Below are 17521 nucleotides of genomic sequence, written 5' to 3' on the forward strand. Positions count from 1 at the left end.
CACCCCGCAACCGTGCCAACGCAAGGCATCGGTCACCTCGCCGAAGTTGACTCGGTCGCGGGGCTTTTCCTTGTACGGTCATCGGCGCTCCCGCCTGTACCGCGCAGCCAGAATGCGCGCCTTATGGTTACCGGTCGGTGAATCGTGACTTTTTCTTGTCAAAAATACTCATGCCCGACCGGCCAGAGTCGCGACGCAGCGTTCCGGTGCACAAGTCTTGCACCAGGCATCATCCTGCGCCCAGATAGGACAAGGGAGAACTTGCATGACACTTCAATTGCATTGTTTCGGGGAGAGCGGCAACGCCTACAAGGCGGCGCTGGCCCTGCAGCTTTCTGGGCTCGAATGGGAGCCTATCTTTGTTGATTTCTTCAACGGAGCCGCGCGTTCGGCGGCGTATCGTGAAGAGATCAACCCGATGGGCGAGGCGCCGGTTCTGGTCGATGGCCCGTTCCGACTGTCGCAATCCGGGGCGATCCAGCAGTTTGTTGTCGAACGCAGCGGCGCGCTGGGCGGACGGGAGGAGGATCGTTTCGAGGTTCTGCGCTGGCAATTCTGGGACAATCACCGGATGTCGAGCCAGGCCGGCATGACCCGCTTCCTCTGCAACTACTTGTCGGAAGAAAGACGCGCGGCCATGGGCGATGTGATCGCTTTCAACCAGGCGCGCCTGTTGTCGGCCTTGCAGGTTCTCGACCACCATCTGGCCACCCGCGACTGGGTGGTGGGCGACGGGGTGACCATCGCCGATCTCAGTTGTTGCGGCTACCTGTACTACCCCGAACCTTACGGCTTCATCCGCAAGGATCACCCGCATATCGACGCCTGGCTGGACCGCATCGCCGCCCTGCCCGGCTGGAAGCACCCTTATGACCTGATGCCGCCCGCGCGGCCCGAGAACCAGAAAGGACCGGCCTGATGACCGATGCCTATATCTATGACGCTGTCCGAACCCCGCGCGGCAAGGGCCGCAAGGACGGCGCGCTGCACGAGGTGACCTCGGCGCGGCTGTCCGCGCAGATCCTGAACGCGGTGAAGGCGCGCTCGGGACTGGACACCACCGAGATCGAGGACGTGATCTGGGGCAATGTCACCCAGGTGGGCGAACAGGGCGGCTGCCTTGCGCGCACCGCCGTGCTGGCCTCGGAGTTTGCCGAGAGCGTGCCGGGCCTGTCGATCAACCGCTTCTGCGCCAGCGGCATGGAGGCCGTGAATCTGGCCGCCAACCAGGTCAGGGGCGGCGCCGGCCGCGCTTATGTGGCCGGCGGGGTCGAGATGATGGGCCGGGTTGCCATGGGCTCCGACGGGGCGGCGATTGCCGTCGATCCGTCGATCGCCATGGAGACCTATTTCGTACCGCAGGGTATCTCGGCCGATATCATCGCCACCGAATACGGGTTTTCCCGCGATGACGCCGACGCGCTGGCGGTGGAATCCCAACGCCGCGCCAAGATCGCCTGGGACGAGGGCCGCTTTGCGCGCTCGGTGGTGCCGGTGACCGACCGCAACGGGCTGACCATCCTTGACCACGACGAATACATGCGGCCCGGCACCGACATGCAGAGCCTTGGCGGACTGAAGCCCGCCTTCAAGGACATGGGTGAGGTCATGCCCGGCTTCGATCAGGTGGCGCTGATGAAATACCCGCATCTGGAGCGGATCGCGCATATCCACCACGCCGGCAACAGCTCGGGCATCGTGGATGGGGCGGCGGCGGTTTTGATCGGCAACAAGGCCTTCGGCGAGGCCCACGGCCTGACACCCCGCGCCCGCATCCGGGCCACCGCCAAGATCGGCACCGATCCCACCATCATGCTGACCGGCCCGGTGCCGGTGACCGAGAAGATCCTGCGCGAGAGCGGGTTGAGCATCGGCGACATCGACCTGTTCGAGGTCAACGAGGCCTTCGCCTCGGTGGTGCTGCGCTTCCTGCAGGCCTTCGACGCCGATCCGGCGAAGGTCAATGTCAACGGCGGCTCCATCGCCATGGGCCATCCGCTGGGCGCCACCGGGGCCATCATCATCGGCACCCTGCTGGACGAGTTGGAGCGGCAGGACAAGGAACTTGGCCTTGCCACCCTGTGCATCGCCTCGGGCATGGGTGCCGCCACCGTGATCGAACGGGTCTGAGCCATGGACGGCGCCGCTGCGACCCCCACCGAAATCGTCCAGACCTGGCTGGACCGTGTGTCCGACACCTTCTTCCGGGATGATTTCGACGGCTTCGCGGCGGCGATCGACCTGCCTTTCGTGCTGACCACGCAGGCAAGCCGCACGGTATTGACCAGCCGCGACGACTTGCGCGCCGGTTTCGACGCCTGGGTGAAGATGATCCGCGGCCACCGCGCCACGCATCTGATCCGCACGGCCCGCGAGGTGCAACAGATCACGCCCAACCTGATCACCGCCACCTATGACAGCGAAATGCTGCGCAATGGCACGCGGCTGGTGCCCGGTTTCAGCTCGTGGATGATGCTGGTCCGGCGCGACGGGGTCTGGCGATCGGACCAGCTGATCAGCGGTATCGTCAACGCCAGCTATCCGTTCAGCCTTTTGAAGGTCGACCCCACTGCCCCGGCGCCGGACCCGTGCAGCATCCCAAAGCCGCCCGCGCCCGACGCCTGATCCCCAAGGAGCCTCCCGTGCCAAAGATCGATCCCGCCACCGTCCCACTGAAGACCGGCTCCATCTATCCCGCGCCTTACGATGCGCAGATGGCGGGACGCAGTTCGCTGCGGCTGGGCCAGGCCGGGGGGCTGACGCAGTTCGGCGTCAACCTGGTGATCCTGCAACCCGGCGCGCGATCCTCGTTGCGCCACTGGCACCTGAACGAGGATGAGTTCGTGATGGTGCTGGAAGGGGATCTGACCCTGGTCGACGATGACGGCGAAACCGCCATGGGGCCGGGCGACTGCGCGGCATTTCCGGCGGGCGATGCCAATGGCCATTGTTTCGTCAACCGGTCCGAGGCTGAGGGCCGGTTCCTGGTGGTGGGCAGCAAGGCCCCGCACGAGGTGGCGACCTATTCCGACATCGACCTGAAGGTGACGATGGCCGAGGGCACCGCAACATTCACCCGCAAGGATGGGTCCCCCTACGCCGACAAAGGGAACGGATGATGCCGAAACTTGATCTGAATGCCCTGCCCCGCGAGCAGGCCCCGCCGCACTGGAACCCGATGAGCTGGATGACCCTGGGGGATCCGGGCGGGCTGTCGCAGTTCGGCGTGGCGCTGGAAACGCTCGAACCGGGCAGCCGCAGCAGCGATCCGCACTGGCACGAGAGTGAAGACGAATTCCTGTTCGTTCTGTCCGGTGAGGTGACGCTGTGCGAAGACACCGGCGACACCCTGTTGCATCCCGGCGATGCGGCGGCCTTTCCGGCAGGCACCCCGCTGGGGCACTGTCTGGTGAACCGTTCGGGCGCTCCGGCGACCTATCTGATCGTCGGCACGCGCGCCGCCCATGACCGGGTGCATTACACCACGCTCGACAAGATCCGCACGCGGGCAAACGGGATCGAGACCCTGACCCGCCGTGACGGCACCGTTCTGGAACCGGAGCTGTGACGCCGCGCATCCCTGCCCTGTCCACGGAAACTCAACACGGCAACGACTTGTTGCAGATACAGAAGACTGCTCCCGGAGGAGACCTCAGATGACCGATTTCACCTATGACGTGGACGCCGAAGGCGTCGCCACCATCACCTGGGACGTGCCCGGAAAATCCATGAACGTCATGAGCCTTGACGGACTGGCCGAACTGGAGGGGTTCATCGACCAGGCGCTGGCCGACGACGCGGTCAAGGGCGTGATCCTGACCTCGGGCAAGGACAGTTTCGCCGCCGGGATGGATCTGAACATCATTGCGCAGATGAAAGCCTCGGCCGGGGACAATCCGGCGCAGGGGCTGATGGACGGGCTGACCCGCATCCACGCCATGCTGCGCAAGATCGAACGCGCGGGCATGGACCCCAAGACCCTGAAGGGCGGCAAGCCCATCGTCGCGGCGCTGCCCGGCACCGGGCTGGGGCTGGGCTATGAGATCCCGCTGGCCTGCCACCGGATCATCGTGGCCGACAATCCCAAGGCCAAGATCGGCCTGCCCGAGATCATGGTCGGCATCTTCCCCGGTGCGGGCGGCACCACCCGGCTGTCGCGCAAGCTGGGCGCGATGGCGGCGGCGCCCTTCCTGCTGGAGGGCAAGCTGTCGGATCCCAAGCGCGCCAAATCGGCCGGCCTGATCGACGACGTGGTCCCGATGGCCGACCTGTTGGACGAAGCCCGCAACTGGGTGCTGTCGGCCAGCGACAAGGACATCGTGAAACCCTGGGACCAGAAGGGCTGGAAGATGCCCGGCGGCGCGCCCTATCACCCGGCGGGTTTCATGACCTTCGTCGGCGCCTCGGCGATGGTCAACGGCAAGACCAAGGGCGTCTACCCGGCGGCCAAGGCGCTGCTGTCGGCGGTCTATGAAGGCGCACTGGTGCCATTTGACACCGCCATCAGGATCGAATCCCGCTGGTTCACCAGCGTCCTGTTGAACCCGTCTTCCACCGCGATGATCCGCTCGCTCTTCATCAACAAGGAGGCGCTGGAGAAAGGTGCCAACCGGCCCGATGCGCCGGACCAGAAGGTGAAGAAGCTGGGCGTCATCGGCGCGGGCATGATGGGCGCGGGCATTGCCTATGTCTCGGCGCAGGCCGGGATCGAGGTGGTGCTGATCGACCAGACACAGGAGTCCGCGGATCGCGGCAAGGCCTATTCCGAGGGGCTGCTGGACAAGGGCATCAAGCGCCGCAAGGTGACGGAACAGAAGAAGGCGCAGGTGCTGGGCCGGATCACCGCCACCCCCGATTTCGCCGCGCTGGCGGGCTGTGATCTGGTGGTCGAGGCGGTGTTCGAAGACCCCAAGGTCAAGGCCGAAACCACCGCGCGGGCCGAGGCGCATCTGCCCGCCGACGCGATCTTCGCCACCAACACCTCGACCCTGCCGATCACCGAACTGGCCAAGGCCAGCCGGTCGCCAGAGCAGTTCATCGGCATCCATTTCTTCTCGCCGGTGGACAAGATGCTGCTGGTCGAGATCATCAAGGGGGCGCAGACCGGCGACCGGGCCGTCGCCAAGGCGCTGGATTTCGTGCGCCAGATCCGCAAGACGCCGATCGTGGTCAACGACGCGCGCTATTTCTACGCCAACCGCTGCATCCTGCCCTACACCAACGAAGGCATCCGCATGGTCCGCGAAGGGGTCGCCCCGGCCCTGATCGAAAACGCCGCCAAGCTGGTGGGAATGCCGCTGGGCCCGCTGCAACTGACCGACGAGGTGTCCATCGACCTTGGCGCCAAGATCGCCCGCGCCACCCGCGCCGCCATGGGCGACGCCTATCCCGATGCCGATGTGGACGAGGTCGTGTTCTGGCTGGAAGACGAGGGTCGTTTGGGCCGCAAGGCCAACGCGGGCTTCTACGCCTATGACGACGCCGGCAAGCGCACCGGCCTGTGGGAGGGTCTGGCCGCGAAATACCCGCGTGCCGACGCCCAGCCCGAACTGACCGAGGTGCAGCACCGTCTGCTGATGATGCAGGCGCTGGAAGCGGTGCGGGCGTTCGAGGAGGGCGTGCTGATGGACATCCGCGAAGGCGATGTGGCGGGGATCCTCGGCTGGGGCTTCGCGCCGTGGTCCGGCGGCCCGATCAGCTGGCTCGACATCCTTGGCGCGGCACGGGCGGTCGAGATCTGCGATCGGCTGGAAGCGGCCCATGGCGCCCGCTTCCGTGCGCCTGCGCTGCTGCGCGATCTGGCCGACAGCGGCGAGACCTTCTATGGCCGGTATGGCGATGGAAAGGCCCTCGCCGCCGCTTGAGGAGCGCCCATGCCCGCCACGCCCCCCGCTGCACTGCCCCGCCTCGGCTGGAGCCTTGTTCTGAGGATCGCGGCGGGGCTTCTGGTGCCGATCCTGCTGACCTTGACCTTTACCCCCGAGGCCTCGCTGGCGGCGGTCGGCGGGGCGCTTCTGGGCGCGGTCGGCAGCCTTGTGGGCAGTTCGCGCCGCAGCCTTCTGGGCGCGGCGGTGCTGCTGGGGCTGTTGGGGCTGGATCACTGGCTTCCGGGCAGCTTCGGCCTGTTGCCCATCGCCCTGATCCTTGCCCTTGCCGCCGGGGTTGAGAGCGCAACCACCGGCGGGCGCAGCCTGACCATGGCCCTGTTCGGCGCCGTGATGCTGGCCGGCGCGGTCTTTCGCGACGGCGCGGCCCCGTCAACGGCCGCCATGGTCTTTGCCGCCAGCCTTGTCTACGGCGCGCTTCTGGCGGTGACGCTGAACCTGCACGGGCGCGCGGCCCTGCCCGCCAATTCCGCGCGGGGCGGGATCGAACAGGCGGTGTTTCTGTGTGCCGGGTTGCTGCTGACCCAGGCCCTCATGGCCGGGTTTGACACCACCCAAGCGCTGTGGACCGCGCAGATGTTCGTGATGCGGGCCATGGCCTCGCCGGACCTGAGCCCGCGCCGTAGCCTGCAATATGTGGCCGGGGCGGCGATCGGTGCCGGGCTGGCCGCGGCCTGGCAGGAGCTGGGCCTGACCGCCGAGATCCCTTGGCTGCGCTTGCTGCTGGCGGCGGTGTTCCTGCTGCTGGGGCTTCGCTATGCCATCGCCGCGCGGGTGTTCTCGGCGGCGGCGCTGACGCTGGCGGTGCTGCTGTCCTCGGCGGCAACACCGGGTCAGGCGCTGATCCGGTTCGAGGCCGCCGGGCTCAGCGCGCTTCTGGCCCTGTTGCTGCTTCTGGCATTGCAGGTGCTGGGGGCGTGGCTGTGGCGGCCCCGCGATCCCTGAGCACCATCACCGCGCCCGACCCCACGATCACCGCGATGCCTGTCAGCGCCCAGCCATCCACGGTCTGCCCCAGCAGCACATAGCCCCAGAACACCGCGAAGATCAGCAGCGCATATTCGAAGACCGCCACGAAGGACGCCTCGGCGCTCTGGTAGGCGCGGATGATCAGGCCCACGGCAAACATCGACCCCAGCGCCTGCGCCACGGTCCAGACCCAGGCCGCCGCCGACATCTGCCCCCACAGCCGCCAGGGAAAACCCACGGCACCCTCGGGCACCGGTTGGGGAAACAGGCTCAGCCCCGCCAGACCGACCAGCCCCCACAGGCCAAGAGCGGCGAAAAAGGCAAACAGCAGGGTCAGCGCGGTTTCCCCGGCACACCATTCGCGCGTGGCGATCTGGGCCAGCGCATAGAGTACCCCCGAGAGCAGCGGCAGCACCGTCAGCCATGTCAAACTGCCAGTGTCGGGGCGCAGCACCAGCATGACCCCGATGAACCCGGCCAGCACCGCGACGATCCGCACCCGTCCAAGGGATTTGCCGAAGAACATCGCCGACAGCAGCAGCACCCAGATCGGCGCGGTGAACAACCCGGCGATGACCTCGGAAATCGGCAGCAGTACCAGCGCCCCGAAATAGGTGACCAGTGCCACCGACATGATCGCGCTGCGCGCCACCACTGGCCGCCAGCGCCGGGGCCGCAATTGCGCGCCGGTCAGCCGGGCGTAGATCGCCAGAAGCGCTAGGCACATGGACGACCGGATCACATGGAACTGCCACAGCCCTGTGGTCTCGGCGATCACCCGTACGTAGTTGTCGATCAGCCCCATGGTCGCCATGGCGGTCAGCACCATGGCAGCGGCGGTCAGCGGATGATGGGCGGCGGCAAGGCGGGTCATACCTCCATTGGCCGTGTGTCGCGGCCAAGGTCAAGATGCTGCGATTTTGAGCGATTGTATCGCCCCGTCCCCTCCCCTAGTCTGGCGTCAGGCAGAACTCAGGCAGGCAGGCCCGTCCGAATGACGGCGTTGGACAAATTCGAGAAGCTGGAATGTCCCGGGCTTTGGCGTGAAACCCTGTCCGGGCAGCGCCGCAATGTCTTCGTGTCGCTGGGCGATGCCACCCTCATCATCAAGGATGCCACCGACACCGCGCTGGCGCATTGGTCGCTGCCAGCGGTCGAGCGCAGCAATCCCGGCAGCGAGCCTGCGCTCTACACCCCCGGCGGCGATGCCGAGGAAGAGCTTGAGATCGACGACGATACCATGATCGAGGCGATCCGCACCGTGCAGCAGGCAGTGGCGCGGACCAAGCCCCAGCGCGGGCGGTTGCGGCGTGTGATCCTTGGGCTCAGCCTGCTGGCGGTGGTCGCACTGGCGGTGTTCTGGCTGCCCGGCGCGCTGGTGCGGCACACCGCACAGGTGCTGCCCGACACGGTACGCCAGGAGATCGGCCAGCGGCTGCTGAAGGATCTGGTGCCCTTCACCGGTGCCGCCTGTACCGATGCCACCGGCACCCGCGTTCTGAACCAGTTGAAGCGGCGCACCCTTGGCCCGGACTCGTGGAACGTGGTCGTCGTGCCCAGCGGCCCGGCCCTGTCGACGCATCTGCCCGGCGCGATGATCCTGCTGCGCAAGGACGTGATCGAGGACGCGCGCACCCCGGATCTGGCCGCCGGCGCCATCGTGCTGGAGGCCGCCCGCGCCCGCCATGTCGATCCGCTTCTGGCGGTGCTGGACCAGGCCGGCCCCTTCGCCACCCTGCGCCTGCTGACACAGGGCGAGATCGGCGACGCGGTGCTTCAGGCCGCGGCCCAGACCTATCTGGTGACGCCGCCAGTGTCGGTCCCCGAGGCGCACCTAGCCGAAAGGTTCCGGGCGGCGCAGGTCGATCCTGCCGCGATTGCCGCGCGCAGCGGGCTGTCGATCCCGCCGCTGTCAACGCCCCCAGACAAGCCCCTGCTCAGCGACAGCGCGTGGCTGCGGCTGGGCGCGATCTGTTCGGGCTGAGGCGTGGCCTAGATATCAAAGCGCCCGGCCGCGACATTCTTGTCCAGATGCGCGGCGGGCAGTACCCGCCCGTTCATCACCCCGTAGATCCCGGGGGGCAGCGTTTGCGCCGCGACCACCGCACCGCCAAGGTTGAACGACCCGTCCGAGGCGCTGAGCGAATGCGGCCGCATGGCGCCGGTCAGCACCACCGTCTTGCCCTGCACCCGGTCCGCCAGCCAGCGCGCGGTCTCCCCCATGGTGCCGGTGCCATGGGTGATGACCAGCGCGGTTTCGGGGGCGGCCAGCACCGCGTCGGATATGGCGGTGCGGTCGGCATCGTCGAACTCCAGACTGTCCTTCAGCAGCACCTTCTGGATCACCGGGTGATGGCAACGCCCCATGGCAAGAATATCGGGGATCTGGGTGGCGCCGTCCCTGGCAAAGACGATGGCCTCGATCCTTGGATCATGCACCTTGTCGATCGTGCCGCCGGTCACGAGGATCCGCACATCCGGAAAGTCTGGTAGGGTCATCGGGGGTCTCCTAGCCGCGCATGAGGCTTCGGATCACACCTGCCAGAAAGAGCAGCGTCAAGAGCGGAAACACCACCAGCCGCAGGGTGTAGATCGCCACGATTTCGAGCGAGGCATCGAAAATCGCCGTGCCGCGTTCTTCGACCTGATCCATGTCCGGCAGATGCGCCGACAGGTCGGACCAGGCCCCGGTGACCGAACTCGCCATCCCGTCCAGCACACGGGTCATCAGCCCCGGCGCGGGGTCGTCGGGATCATCGGGGACGGGGGTTTCGGCCAGCGCCTCCAGCCCGCGGGTCAGGGTGGCTTCTTCCCCCTGAAGCTGGGCCACGGCGGTCTCTAGCCGATCATGGGTTGTCAGATCGCCAAGCCAGCCGCCCGCCGCATAACTGAGCGGCAACACCAGCCCGATCACAAGGCCAAAGCGGGTGACCGTTGCGAACCCCCGTTCCAGCCCGCGCAGGCGCGGCGCGCGCGCGGGGCGCGGCGCATCGCGCAGCCCCCATTGCGCCGCCAGACCGACCGTGGCCAGGGCCAGCCCGACCGTTCCCAGCGGCGCGAAGGCCACGGCCAGCAGCGCCGAAAGCCCGGCCAGCAGGAACACCGCATCCGACACCCGCGCCACGGTTTCATCCAGCGGATCGAGGATCATCGCCGGCTTGCCTTCGACGGCGCCGACGAATTCCACCCCGACCGAGGTCTGCTTGGCCGTGGACAGCACCGCGTTGATGGTGCGCAAGGCCGCATAGGTGGCCCCGGCGCTGGTCAGGACGCGGGTGTTGAACTCCTGCGCGGCGCGCAGCCCCGGCGGGCCGGTGACCACCAGCGCCAGCAACACGGCCGCCACCGCCAGCCGCCAATGGCGCAGGACGCGCGACGGGGACAAGACCGGTGCGGCGCGCATCAACGGGCTACATCACGCCCGGCACGACCTGATCCGGCGGCCGGTGGCCATCGGCGAAGGTCTTGATGTTGATGATGACCTTCTCGCCCATCTCGATGCGGCCTTCCTCGGTAGCCGAGGACATATGCGGCAGCAGCACCACGTTGGGCAGTTCGCGCAACACGTCGTTGATCTCGACCCCATGCTCATAGACATCCAGACCGGCCCCGGCCAGATTGCCCGCCCGCAACTCGCGCGCCAGCGCGTTCTCGTCCACCACATCGCCGCGCGATGTGTTCACGATCACCGCCGAGGGTTTCATCAGCTGCAAGCGGCGGGCGTTGATCAGGTGGAAAGTGTCGGGCGTCGAAGGGCAGTTGATCGACAGCACGTCGACCCGCTTGACCATCTCGTCCAGATCTTCCCAATAGGTCGCGCCCAGCTCGGTCTCGATGCTTTCGGCGACGCGGCGGCGGTTGTGATAATGCACCTGCATGCCGAAGGCCTGCGCCCGGCGCGCCAGCGCCTGCCCGATGCGGCCCATGCCCAGAATGCCCAGCCGACGCCCGCCGATGCGGCCGCCCAGCAGGGCCGTCGGCGCCCAGCCGGTCCAGCTTTTGCTTTGCACCATGGCCAGCCCTTCCGGGATGCGGCGGGTCACCGCCAGCATCAGCGCCATCGCCATGTCGGCAGTGTCTTCGGTCACGACGCCGGGGGTGTTGGACACCAGAATGGCGCGGCTGCGGGCCGAGGCCACGTCGATGTGATCCACGCCCGCGCCATACGACGCGATCAGCTTCAGATCGGGCCCGGCCTGCGCCATCATCGCGGCGTCGATGTGATCGGTGACGGTGGCCACCAGCACCTCGCAGCTTTGCATGGCTGCAATCAATTCAGCGCGGCTCATCTGGGTATCCTCGTCGCGCAAACGCACGTCGAACAGATCCTTCAGCCGGTTCTCCACCGGTTCCGGCAACCGTCGTGTCACCACAACTCTCACGCGCTTTGCGGGCATACTGGAACTCCTCGTCTTCTAATCCGTCGGTTTGGCTGGCAAGGTGACTTATAGGGAACCGACGCACAAGCGCCGGGATCGGATAGCGACAAAAACACGCCGGATAACGGGCAGGACAACATGAGCAAGCACTGGCGGCAGACCCCGTGGCGCAAGGCCATGGCGGTGATTTCGACGATGATGGTGATGGCGCTGGCCAGCGGCGCCGGGGCCGAGCGGTTGGGACCGGTCACGAACCTGCCGATTCCGCGCTTCGTCTCGATCAAGACCAACGAGGCCAACATACGCCGCGGCCCCTCGACCACCCACAGGATCGACTGGGTGTTTCGCCATCAGGGGATGCCGGTGATCGTCACCGGCGAATACGGCCACTGGCGGCGGGTGGTGGATCGCGACGGCGTCGGCGGCTGGATCCACTATGCCCTGCTGTCGGGCACCCGCACGGTGATCGTGGATGCCGACGAGGTCTTCCTGCGCAGCCAGCCGTCGCCCAACGCCAAGGTCAAGGCGCGTGCCGAGAAGGGCGTCATCGCCCGGCTCGGGGACTGCGAAAGCGACTGGTGCGAGATTCGCGCCGACGGCTATCGCGGCTGGGTTGCCGCCGACGCCCTGTGGGGGCTGGACGTCAACGACGTGCGCGGCGCCCCCGAGGATTAGGCCGCCGTCAGACCCCGGCCCTTCAACAACGCCTCGACCCCCGGCAGACGCCCCCGAAACCGGGTATAAAGCGCCTTGGCATCGACGCTGCCGCCCCGGGACAGCACGTGGTCGTGCAACGCCTGCGCGGTGGCCGGGTCGAAGGCATCGCCCGCGTCTTCGAAGGCCTCGAAAGCATCGGCATCCATGACCTCGGACCACATGTAGCTGTAATAGCCCGAGGAATAGCCGTCGCCGGAAAAGACATGGGCGAAATGCGGGCTGGCATGGCGCATGGGGATGGCGCGGGGCAGCCCGATGTCGGTCAGCACCTCGGCCTGCCGCTGCATGACATCTTCTGGCGCGCTGCCTTCGTGAAACGCCAGATCGACCAGCGCCGAGGCGACATATTCCACCGTGGCGAAGCCCTGATCGAAGTTCTTGGCCTTCAGCAGGCGGTCCAGCATGTCGGCGGGCATCGGGGCGCCGGTGTCTGCATGGGTGGCGAATTCGGCCAGAACCTCGGGCACCTCCAGCCAGTGTTCGTACAACTGGCTGGGAAGCTCGACGAAGTCGCGCGCCACCGAGGTGCCCGAGATGCTTTCATAGGTCACGTCCGACAGCATCTGGTGCAGCGCATGGCCGAATTCGTGAAACAGCGTGCGCGCGTCGTCATAGGACAGCAGCGCCGGCTGGCCGGCCTCGGGCTTGGCGAAATTGCACACGTTGATGACCACGGGGCGGATGTTCCCGGCCAGTTTCTGCTGGCTGCGCATGGCCGAGCACCAAGCGCCCGACCGTTTGGACGCCCGTGCGAAGTAATCCCCGATGAACAGCGCCAGATGTTCGCCGTCGCGGGTGATCTCCCACGCGCGGCAATCGGGATGGTAGAGCGGCACATCGACCGGCCGGGCCTCGATCCCGAACAGCCGGTGCGCACAGGAAAACGCGGCCTCGATCATCCGGTCCAACTGCAGGAAGGGCTTCACCTCGGCCTCGTCCAGATCATGCTCGGCCTTGCGGCGCTTCTCGGCATAGTACCGCCAGTCCCAGGGCTCCAGATCGCCGTTGATGCCATCGGCGCGCATCATCCCGGTCAGCACATCGGCATCGGCCTCGGCCATGGCGCGGGCAGGCTCCCAGACCGCCATCAGCAGCTCGCGCACGGCGTCCGGGGTTTCCGCCATCTCGGTTTCCAGCTTGTAGGCGGCGAAACTGTCATAGCCCAGCAGCGCCGCGCGTTCCTCGCGCAGCTTCAGGATCTCGGCGGCGACGGCGCGGTTGTCCGTCTCGCCGCCGTTAGCGCCGCGCGCCACCCAGGCGGCGAAGGCCTTCTGGCGCAGGTCGCGGCGCGGCGAGAATTGCAGGAACGGCACGATCAGCGAGCGCGACAGCGTCACCACCGGCCCGTCCTGCCCGCGCTCGGCCCCGGCGGCGCGCGCGGTGGCCTTCACGAAGTCGGGCAGGCCTTCCAGATCGGCCTCGGCCAGCGGCAGGAACCAGTCCCGTTCATCGGCCAGCAGGTTCTGGGTGAACTGCGTGCCAAGGCTGGCCAGACGCTCCTTGATCTCGCCCAGACGGCTGCGCGCGGCCCCTTCCAGCTGCGCCCCGGCGCGCACGAACCCGCGCCGGGTCAGCATCAGGACGCGGGCCTGTTCTTCGGTCAACTCCAGCGTGTCGCGCGCCTGCCACAGGGTTTCGATCCGGGCGAACAGATCGGCATTCATGGTGATCTCGCTGCCGTAGGCGGCCAACTTGGGCGAGAACACCCGCATCAGGTCTTCGCGGGCGGGCGTCGCATCGGCCCCGGCCACCGCATAGAAGGCACCCAGCACCCGGCCCAGTGTCTCATCGGCGCATTCCAGCGCCTCGATGGTGTTGGCGAAGGTCGGGGCGTCGGCCTGATCGGTGATGGCCTTGATCGCGGCGCGGCCTTCGTCCAGCGCGGTCTCGACCGCGGGGGCGAAATCCTCATCCCGGATGGTGTCATAGGGCGGCAGGTCGAAGGGCGTGTCCCAGGGGGCAAGCAGCGGGTTGGTCATGAAGACTCCGTCGAAGGGACTGCGCCGCACACCGGGCAGTCGGGGTTCCGGGTCAGGGCGATGCGGCGGGTTTCGCCCCACAGCCCGTCATAGATCAGAAGGGCGTCGTTCAGCGGCGCGCCGATTTCGCAGATGCGCTTGATCGCCTCCACCGCCATCATGGTACCGATGACGCCGGGCAAGGGGCCGATGACCCCGCCCTCGGCGCAGGAGGGCGCCAGCCCGGCGGCGGGTTCCTGCGGAAAGATACAGGCATAGCACGGCCCGCCCGTGGCCGGGTCGAACAGGGCCAACTGGCCTTCCCACTGGGTGATCGCGCCCGAGATCAGCGGTTTGCCAAGGGCGACGCAGGTGCGGTTGACCAGCGCGCGCGTGGCGAAGTCGTCGCAGCCGTCCAGCACCAGATCGTAACCGGCGATCAGGTCTTCGGCGATCTCCTCGGTCAGGCGGCGGTGATAGGGGCGGACGATCACATTCGGGTTCAGGTCGCGCAGGCGGGTCTGGGCCGAGAACACCTTGGGCATCCCCAGCGTCGCCGCCGAATGGATCACCTGACGTTGCAGGTTGGAGGCATCGACCACATCGTCGTCGATCACCCCGAGGGTGCCGACACCGGCCGCGCCAAGGTATTCCAGCACCGGCGACCCCAGACCGCCCGCACCGATCACCAGCACCTTGGCGGCTTTCAGACGACGCTGGCCCATGCCGCCCAATTCGCGCAGCACGATGTGACGGGCATAGCGGTCCAACTCGGCATCGGTCAGGGGCGCGGACTGGTCAGGTTCCTCTTGCGGGGTGTCGGCCTTGTTTTCGGGGCGCACGCGGGCGCGCAGGCGCTTCAGCATCCCCGCATAGCCATAGGCCAGCGCCCCCAGCGCCCCCAGCACCAGCCAGTTGCCCGCCGAGCCGCCCAGCGTCTGCCGCAGCGGCGCGCCTTCGGGCAGCACCAGCAGGGCCGCGATCACCGCCAGATAGAGTAACCCGATCATCAGGCCCCGCGCCTGAAGGGGCATCCTGAGCATCCAGCCCAGCCCCCAAAGCCCTGCCGCCGCCGCCAGAAACAGCGTCATCAGCCGGTTCCGGTCGAGCCGAACCCCCCGGCCCCGCGCGCGGTGTCGTCCAGCGTTTCGGCCAGAACGAAGCCCGCTTGCAGCACCGGGGCCAGGATCATCTGGGCAATGCGGTCGCCATGCGAGATCACGAAGGGCTGTTCGCCCATGTTCATCAGAATCACCCCCAGCGGTCCGCGATAGTCGGCGTCGATGGTGCCGGGCGCATTGGGCAGGGTGATCCCGTGCTTCAGCGCCAGACCGGAACGCGGGCGAATCTGCACTTCGTAGCCTTCGGGGATCGCCAGCCGCAGCCCGGTAGGCACCAGCCCACGCGCGCCGGGATAGACCGTCATGCCGCTTTCGCGCAATCCAGGGGCGAAATTGGCGCGCAGATCGGCACCGGCGGCCTGCGGGGTTTCATAAGACGGCAGCGGCAGGGTGCGGTCGGCCTCGTCGGTCCAGGCCAGGGTCACGGGAATGCGGGTCATGTCAGCGCCTCGGCCATGCGTCGGGCCAGCCGGGCCGAAACCTCGGCCTTGCCCATGCGCGGCCAGTCCTCGGCCCCGGCCTCGGTGATCAGGGTTACGGCGTTTTCGGTGCCGCCCATGATGCCAGTGCCCGGCGAGACATCGTTGGCAACGATCCAGTCGCAGCCCTTGCGGAGGCGTTTGGCCGTCGCATGGGCAATCACGTCATGGGTTTCGGCGGCAAAGCCGACCACCAGGCCGGGCCTGTCTGGCCCCTTCGAAACCCCCGCCAGAATGTCGGGATTTTCCACCAGATCCAGCGGCGGCGGCGCGCCGGTGCCGTCCTTTTTCAGCTTGCGGTCGCCGGCCCCGGCCACGCGCCAGTCGGCCACGGCGGCGGCAAAGACGGCAGCATCGGCGGGAAGGGCGGCGGTGACGGCTTCCTGCATCTGGCGGGCGGTTTCCACGGCGACGACCTGCACGCCGTCGGGCGGCGGTACGCTGGCCGGGCCGGTAACGAAGATCACTTCGGCGCCCAGATCCGCCAGCGCCGCCGCCAGGGCCGTGCCCTGCGCGCCGGACGAGCGGTTGGCGATATAGCGCACCGGATCGATGGGCTCATGCGTCGGCCCCGAGGTCACGACGATGCGCTTGCCCGACAGCGGGCCGGTGGCGAAATGGGCCCGCGTGGCGGCCAGAATTTCCGCCGGTTCGGCCATCCGGCCAAAGCCGAATTCGCCGCAGGCCATCGCGCCTTCGTTGGGGCCGACCACGCGCACGCCATCGCCCTTCAACACCGCCAGATTGCGCCGGGTGGCGGGATGATCCCACATGCGCACGTTCATTGCGGGCGCGATCAGCACCGGCGTGTCGGTGGCCAGCAGCAGCGTGGTGGCCAGATCGTTCGCCTGCCCGGTGGCCATCTTGGCCATCAGATCGGCGGTGGCCGGGGCAACGACCACCAGATCGGCGGCGCGGGACAGTTGGATATGGCCCATCTCGGCCTCATCCGTCAGGTCGAACAGATCGCGATAGACCTTCGATCCGGCCAGCGCCGAGACCGACAGCGGGGTCACGAATTCCTCGCCCGCGCGGGTCAGAACCGGCGTCACGCTGGCGCCGGCGTCCTGATAGCGGCGGATCAACTCCAGCGATTTATAGGCTGCGATGCCGCCCCCGATGATCAGAAGAATGCGCTTGCCTGCCAGCATCTGGTCCCGCTCCATGACTTGCCCGGACCCTAGGCCGGGGCCGCGGGCGGGGCAACCGGGGTTTTGGCGCCACTACCTTGCAAAGACCGCACAGGGATCGTCGCGCTCGGCCGGGGCCGACAGAATCCACAGATCATAGGGCGCGTCGTCGGGCAGCCTGCCCTGACGTTCGACCTGGCCCACCGACAGCACGGTGACCTCGGGTGCCGCGTGCGACAGGTAGACCGGGATGCCCCAGTCCTTGCGCACATGGCCGTTGCCGGCAATCACCGCCACCGGGCCGCCGGTGTCCACCAGCGCCTGCAGGATCGTCCGGGCAAAGACGGCATCACGGAACCGCTGGGCCTCGACCATCCCCGGCAGCATCTCGCGGGGGAGCGCCTCGCAATGGGCGGCGAACTGTGCCTCTTCGCGGGCCGCCTGTTCGTCGTCGGGCAAGGGCTGATCCAGCCCGAAGCGCGCGGCCTCGGGTCCGAAGGCCGCCGCTGCGCCACCGTCGAACACCGCGCCCAGATCGGCACGGGGCACGGCCATGCCGTAGACGCGCGTGGCCCGCGCGGCCTCGATCACCGGTTCATAAAGGGAAAAGTCTGGCCAGCCGGAGCCGTCCCAGTCCAGCGCCTCGGCCAGTGCCTCGCCCGAAAGCGGGCTGTCGGCAAGAACGTCGGCCTGCGCGGGCGTCAGCATCTCGAACACCACAGCGGCAGGCTCCATGCCCTTCAGGGCGGCGGCTTGCCGGTCGTGATGCGCGCCATTGTCATGCACCTCGCCCAGCAGAACAATCTGTGCGTCGGGCAGATCGATGCTGTCGACCGGCGGCGGCGTCCCTTCGAAGGCCGCCGCCGCGCCTGCCAGCACCAAT

18 protein-coding genes are annotated in these 17521 nt (G+C 67.6%); 9 read left to right on the plus strand and 9 right to left on the minus strand.

Translation table 11 applies throughout. The features are described from left to right. Nucleotides 1–265 precede the first annotated feature (265 nt). From AB0T83_RS03050 to AB0T83_RS03080, 7 genes are all read left to right on the plus strand, one after another. Nucleotides 266–919: a glutathione S-transferase family protein gene (locus tag AB0T83_RS03050; protein ID WP_366191435.1), complete on the plus strand. Its 654-nt coding sequence runs from the start codon at nt 266–268 to the stop codon at nt 917–919. Beyond that, nucleotides 919–2130 (plus strand): acetyl-CoA C-acetyltransferase, encoded by a 1212-nt coding sequence (locus tag AB0T83_RS03055; RefSeq protein WP_366191437.1) that lies wholly within the window; start codon nt 919–921, stop codon nt 2128–2130. Before AB0T83_RS03050 ends, AB0T83_RS03055 begins: the two co-directional genes overlap by 1 nt. 3 nt (nt 2131–2133) lie before the next feature. Then, nucleotides 2134–2625 (plus strand): hypothetical protein, encoded by a 492-nt coding sequence (locus AB0T83_RS03060; protein ID WP_366191439.1) that lies wholly within the window; start codon nt 2134–2136, stop codon nt 2623–2625. A 17-nt stretch (nt 2626–2642) separates the two neighbouring features. Next, a complete protein-coding gene (locus tag AB0T83_RS03065; RefSeq protein ID WP_366191441.1) occupies nt 2643–3119 on the plus strand; it encodes a cupin domain-containing protein in 477 nt (158 codons plus the stop codon). After that, nucleotides 3119–3568: a cupin domain-containing protein gene (locus AB0T83_RS03070; protein WP_366191443.1), complete on the plus strand. Its 450-nt coding sequence runs from the start codon at nt 3119–3121 to the stop codon at nt 3566–3568. Before AB0T83_RS03065 ends, AB0T83_RS03070 begins: the two co-directional genes overlap by 1 nt. A gap of 88 nt (nt 3569–3656) precedes the next feature. After that, complete coding sequence (locus AB0T83_RS03075) at nt 3657–5864, plus strand: 3-hydroxyacyl-CoA dehydrogenase NAD-binding domain-containing protein (RefSeq protein WP_366191445.1); 2208 nt, start codon at nt 3657–3659, stop codon at nt 5862–5864. A 9-nt stretch (nt 5865–5873) separates the two neighbouring features. Next, on the plus strand, nt 5874–6830 hold the full coding sequence (locus AB0T83_RS03080) for a hypothetical protein (RefSeq protein WP_366191447.1): 957 nt from the start codon (nt 5874–5876) through the stop codon (nt 6828–6830). Here AB0T83_RS03080 and AB0T83_RS03085 read toward each other — a convergent pair. After that, nucleotides 6751–7728, minus strand: coding sequence for a DMT family transporter (locus AB0T83_RS03085; RefSeq protein ID WP_366191449.1), 978 nt, complete (start codon nt 7726–7728; stop codon nt 6751–6753). The two genes, AB0T83_RS03080 and AB0T83_RS03085, sit on opposite strands and share 80 nt — an antisense overlap. Before the next feature lie 120 nt (nt 7729–7848). On the opposite strand from AB0T83_RS03085, the gene AB0T83_RS03090 reads away from it, so the two are divergent. Next, nucleotides 7849–8838 (plus strand): hypothetical protein, encoded by a 990-nt coding sequence (locus tag AB0T83_RS03090; protein ID WP_366191451.1) that lies wholly within the window; start codon nt 7849–7851, stop codon nt 8836–8838. Nucleotides 8839–8846: 8 nt separating this feature from the next. Here AB0T83_RS03090 and AB0T83_RS03095 read toward each other — a convergent pair whose 3' ends face one another. From AB0T83_RS03095 to AB0T83_RS03105, 3 genes are read right to left on the minus strand one after another with little or no spacing between them, the layout of a single operon-like run. Further along, nucleotides 8847–9353: an asparaginase domain-containing protein gene (locus tag AB0T83_RS03095; protein ID WP_366191453.1), complete on the minus strand. Its 507-nt coding sequence runs from the start codon at nt 9351–9353 to the stop codon at nt 8847–8849. A gap of 10 nt (nt 9354–9363) precedes the next feature. Continuing rightward, a complete protein-coding gene (locus AB0T83_RS03100) occupies nt 9364–10239 on the minus strand; it encodes a hypothetical protein (RefSeq protein WP_366191455.1) in 876 nt (291 codons plus the stop codon). A gap of 25 nt (nt 10240–10264) precedes the next feature. Continuing rightward, the gene (locus tag AB0T83_RS03105; protein ID WP_366191457.1) at nt 10265–11251 is read right to left on the minus strand and encodes a 2-hydroxyacid dehydrogenase; all 987 of its coding nucleotides are present in this window, start codon (nt 11249–11251) and stop codon (nt 10265–10267) included. A gap of 120 nt (nt 11252–11371) precedes the next feature. Here AB0T83_RS03105 and AB0T83_RS03110 point away from each other — a divergent pair, with 120 nt between their 5' ends. Beyond that, the gene (locus tag AB0T83_RS03110) at nt 11372–11908 is read left to right on the plus strand and encodes an SH3 domain-containing protein (protein WP_366191459.1); all 537 of its coding nucleotides are present in this window, start codon (nt 11372–11374) and stop codon (nt 11906–11908) included. Here AB0T83_RS03110 and AB0T83_RS03115 read toward each other — a convergent pair. The 5 genes from AB0T83_RS03115 to AB0T83_RS03135 form a co-directional block, all read right to left on the minus strand. After that, the gene (locus tag AB0T83_RS03115; protein WP_366191461.1) at nt 11905–13929 is read right to left on the minus strand and encodes a M3 family metallopeptidase; all 2025 of its coding nucleotides are present in this window, start codon (nt 13927–13929) and stop codon (nt 11905–11907) included. The two genes, AB0T83_RS03110 and AB0T83_RS03115, sit on opposite strands and share 4 nt — an antisense overlap. Then, nucleotides 13926–14999: a HesA/MoeB/ThiF family protein gene (locus tag AB0T83_RS03120; protein WP_366191463.1), complete on the minus strand. Its 1074-nt coding sequence runs from the start codon at nt 14997–14999 to the stop codon at nt 13926–13928. Before AB0T83_RS03120 ends, AB0T83_RS03115 begins: the two co-directional genes overlap by 4 nt. Then, nucleotides 14999–15469, minus strand: coding sequence for a dUTP diphosphatase (gene dut / locus AB0T83_RS03125; protein WP_366191465.1), 471 nt, complete (start codon nt 15467–15469; stop codon nt 14999–15001). Before dut ends, AB0T83_RS03120 begins: the two co-directional genes overlap by 1 nt. Continuing rightward, nucleotides 15466–16659 carry a bifunctional phosphopantothenoylcysteine decarboxylase/phosphopantothenate--cysteine ligase CoaBC gene (gene coaBC / locus AB0T83_RS03130; RefSeq protein WP_366191466.1) on the minus strand — a complete coding sequence of 398 codons (1194 nt, stop codon included), beginning with the start codon at nt 16657–16659 and terminating at the stop codon, nt 15466–15468. Before coaBC ends, dut begins: the two co-directional genes overlap by 4 nt. A 72-nt stretch (nt 16660–16731) precedes the next feature. Next, nucleotides 16732–17517: a ChaN family lipoprotein gene (locus AB0T83_RS03135; RefSeq protein ID WP_366191467.1), complete on the minus strand. Its 786-nt coding sequence runs from the start codon at nt 17515–17517 to the stop codon at nt 16732–16734. Nucleotides 17518–17521 lie beyond the last annotated feature (4 nt).

It is taken from the genome of Meridianimarinicoccus marinus (assembly GCF_040689105.1).
In the GTDB taxonomy this organism is placed as follows: Bacteria; Pseudomonadota; Alphaproteobacteria; order Rhodobacterales; family Rhodobacteraceae; genus Meridianimarinicoccus; species Meridianimarinicoccus marinus.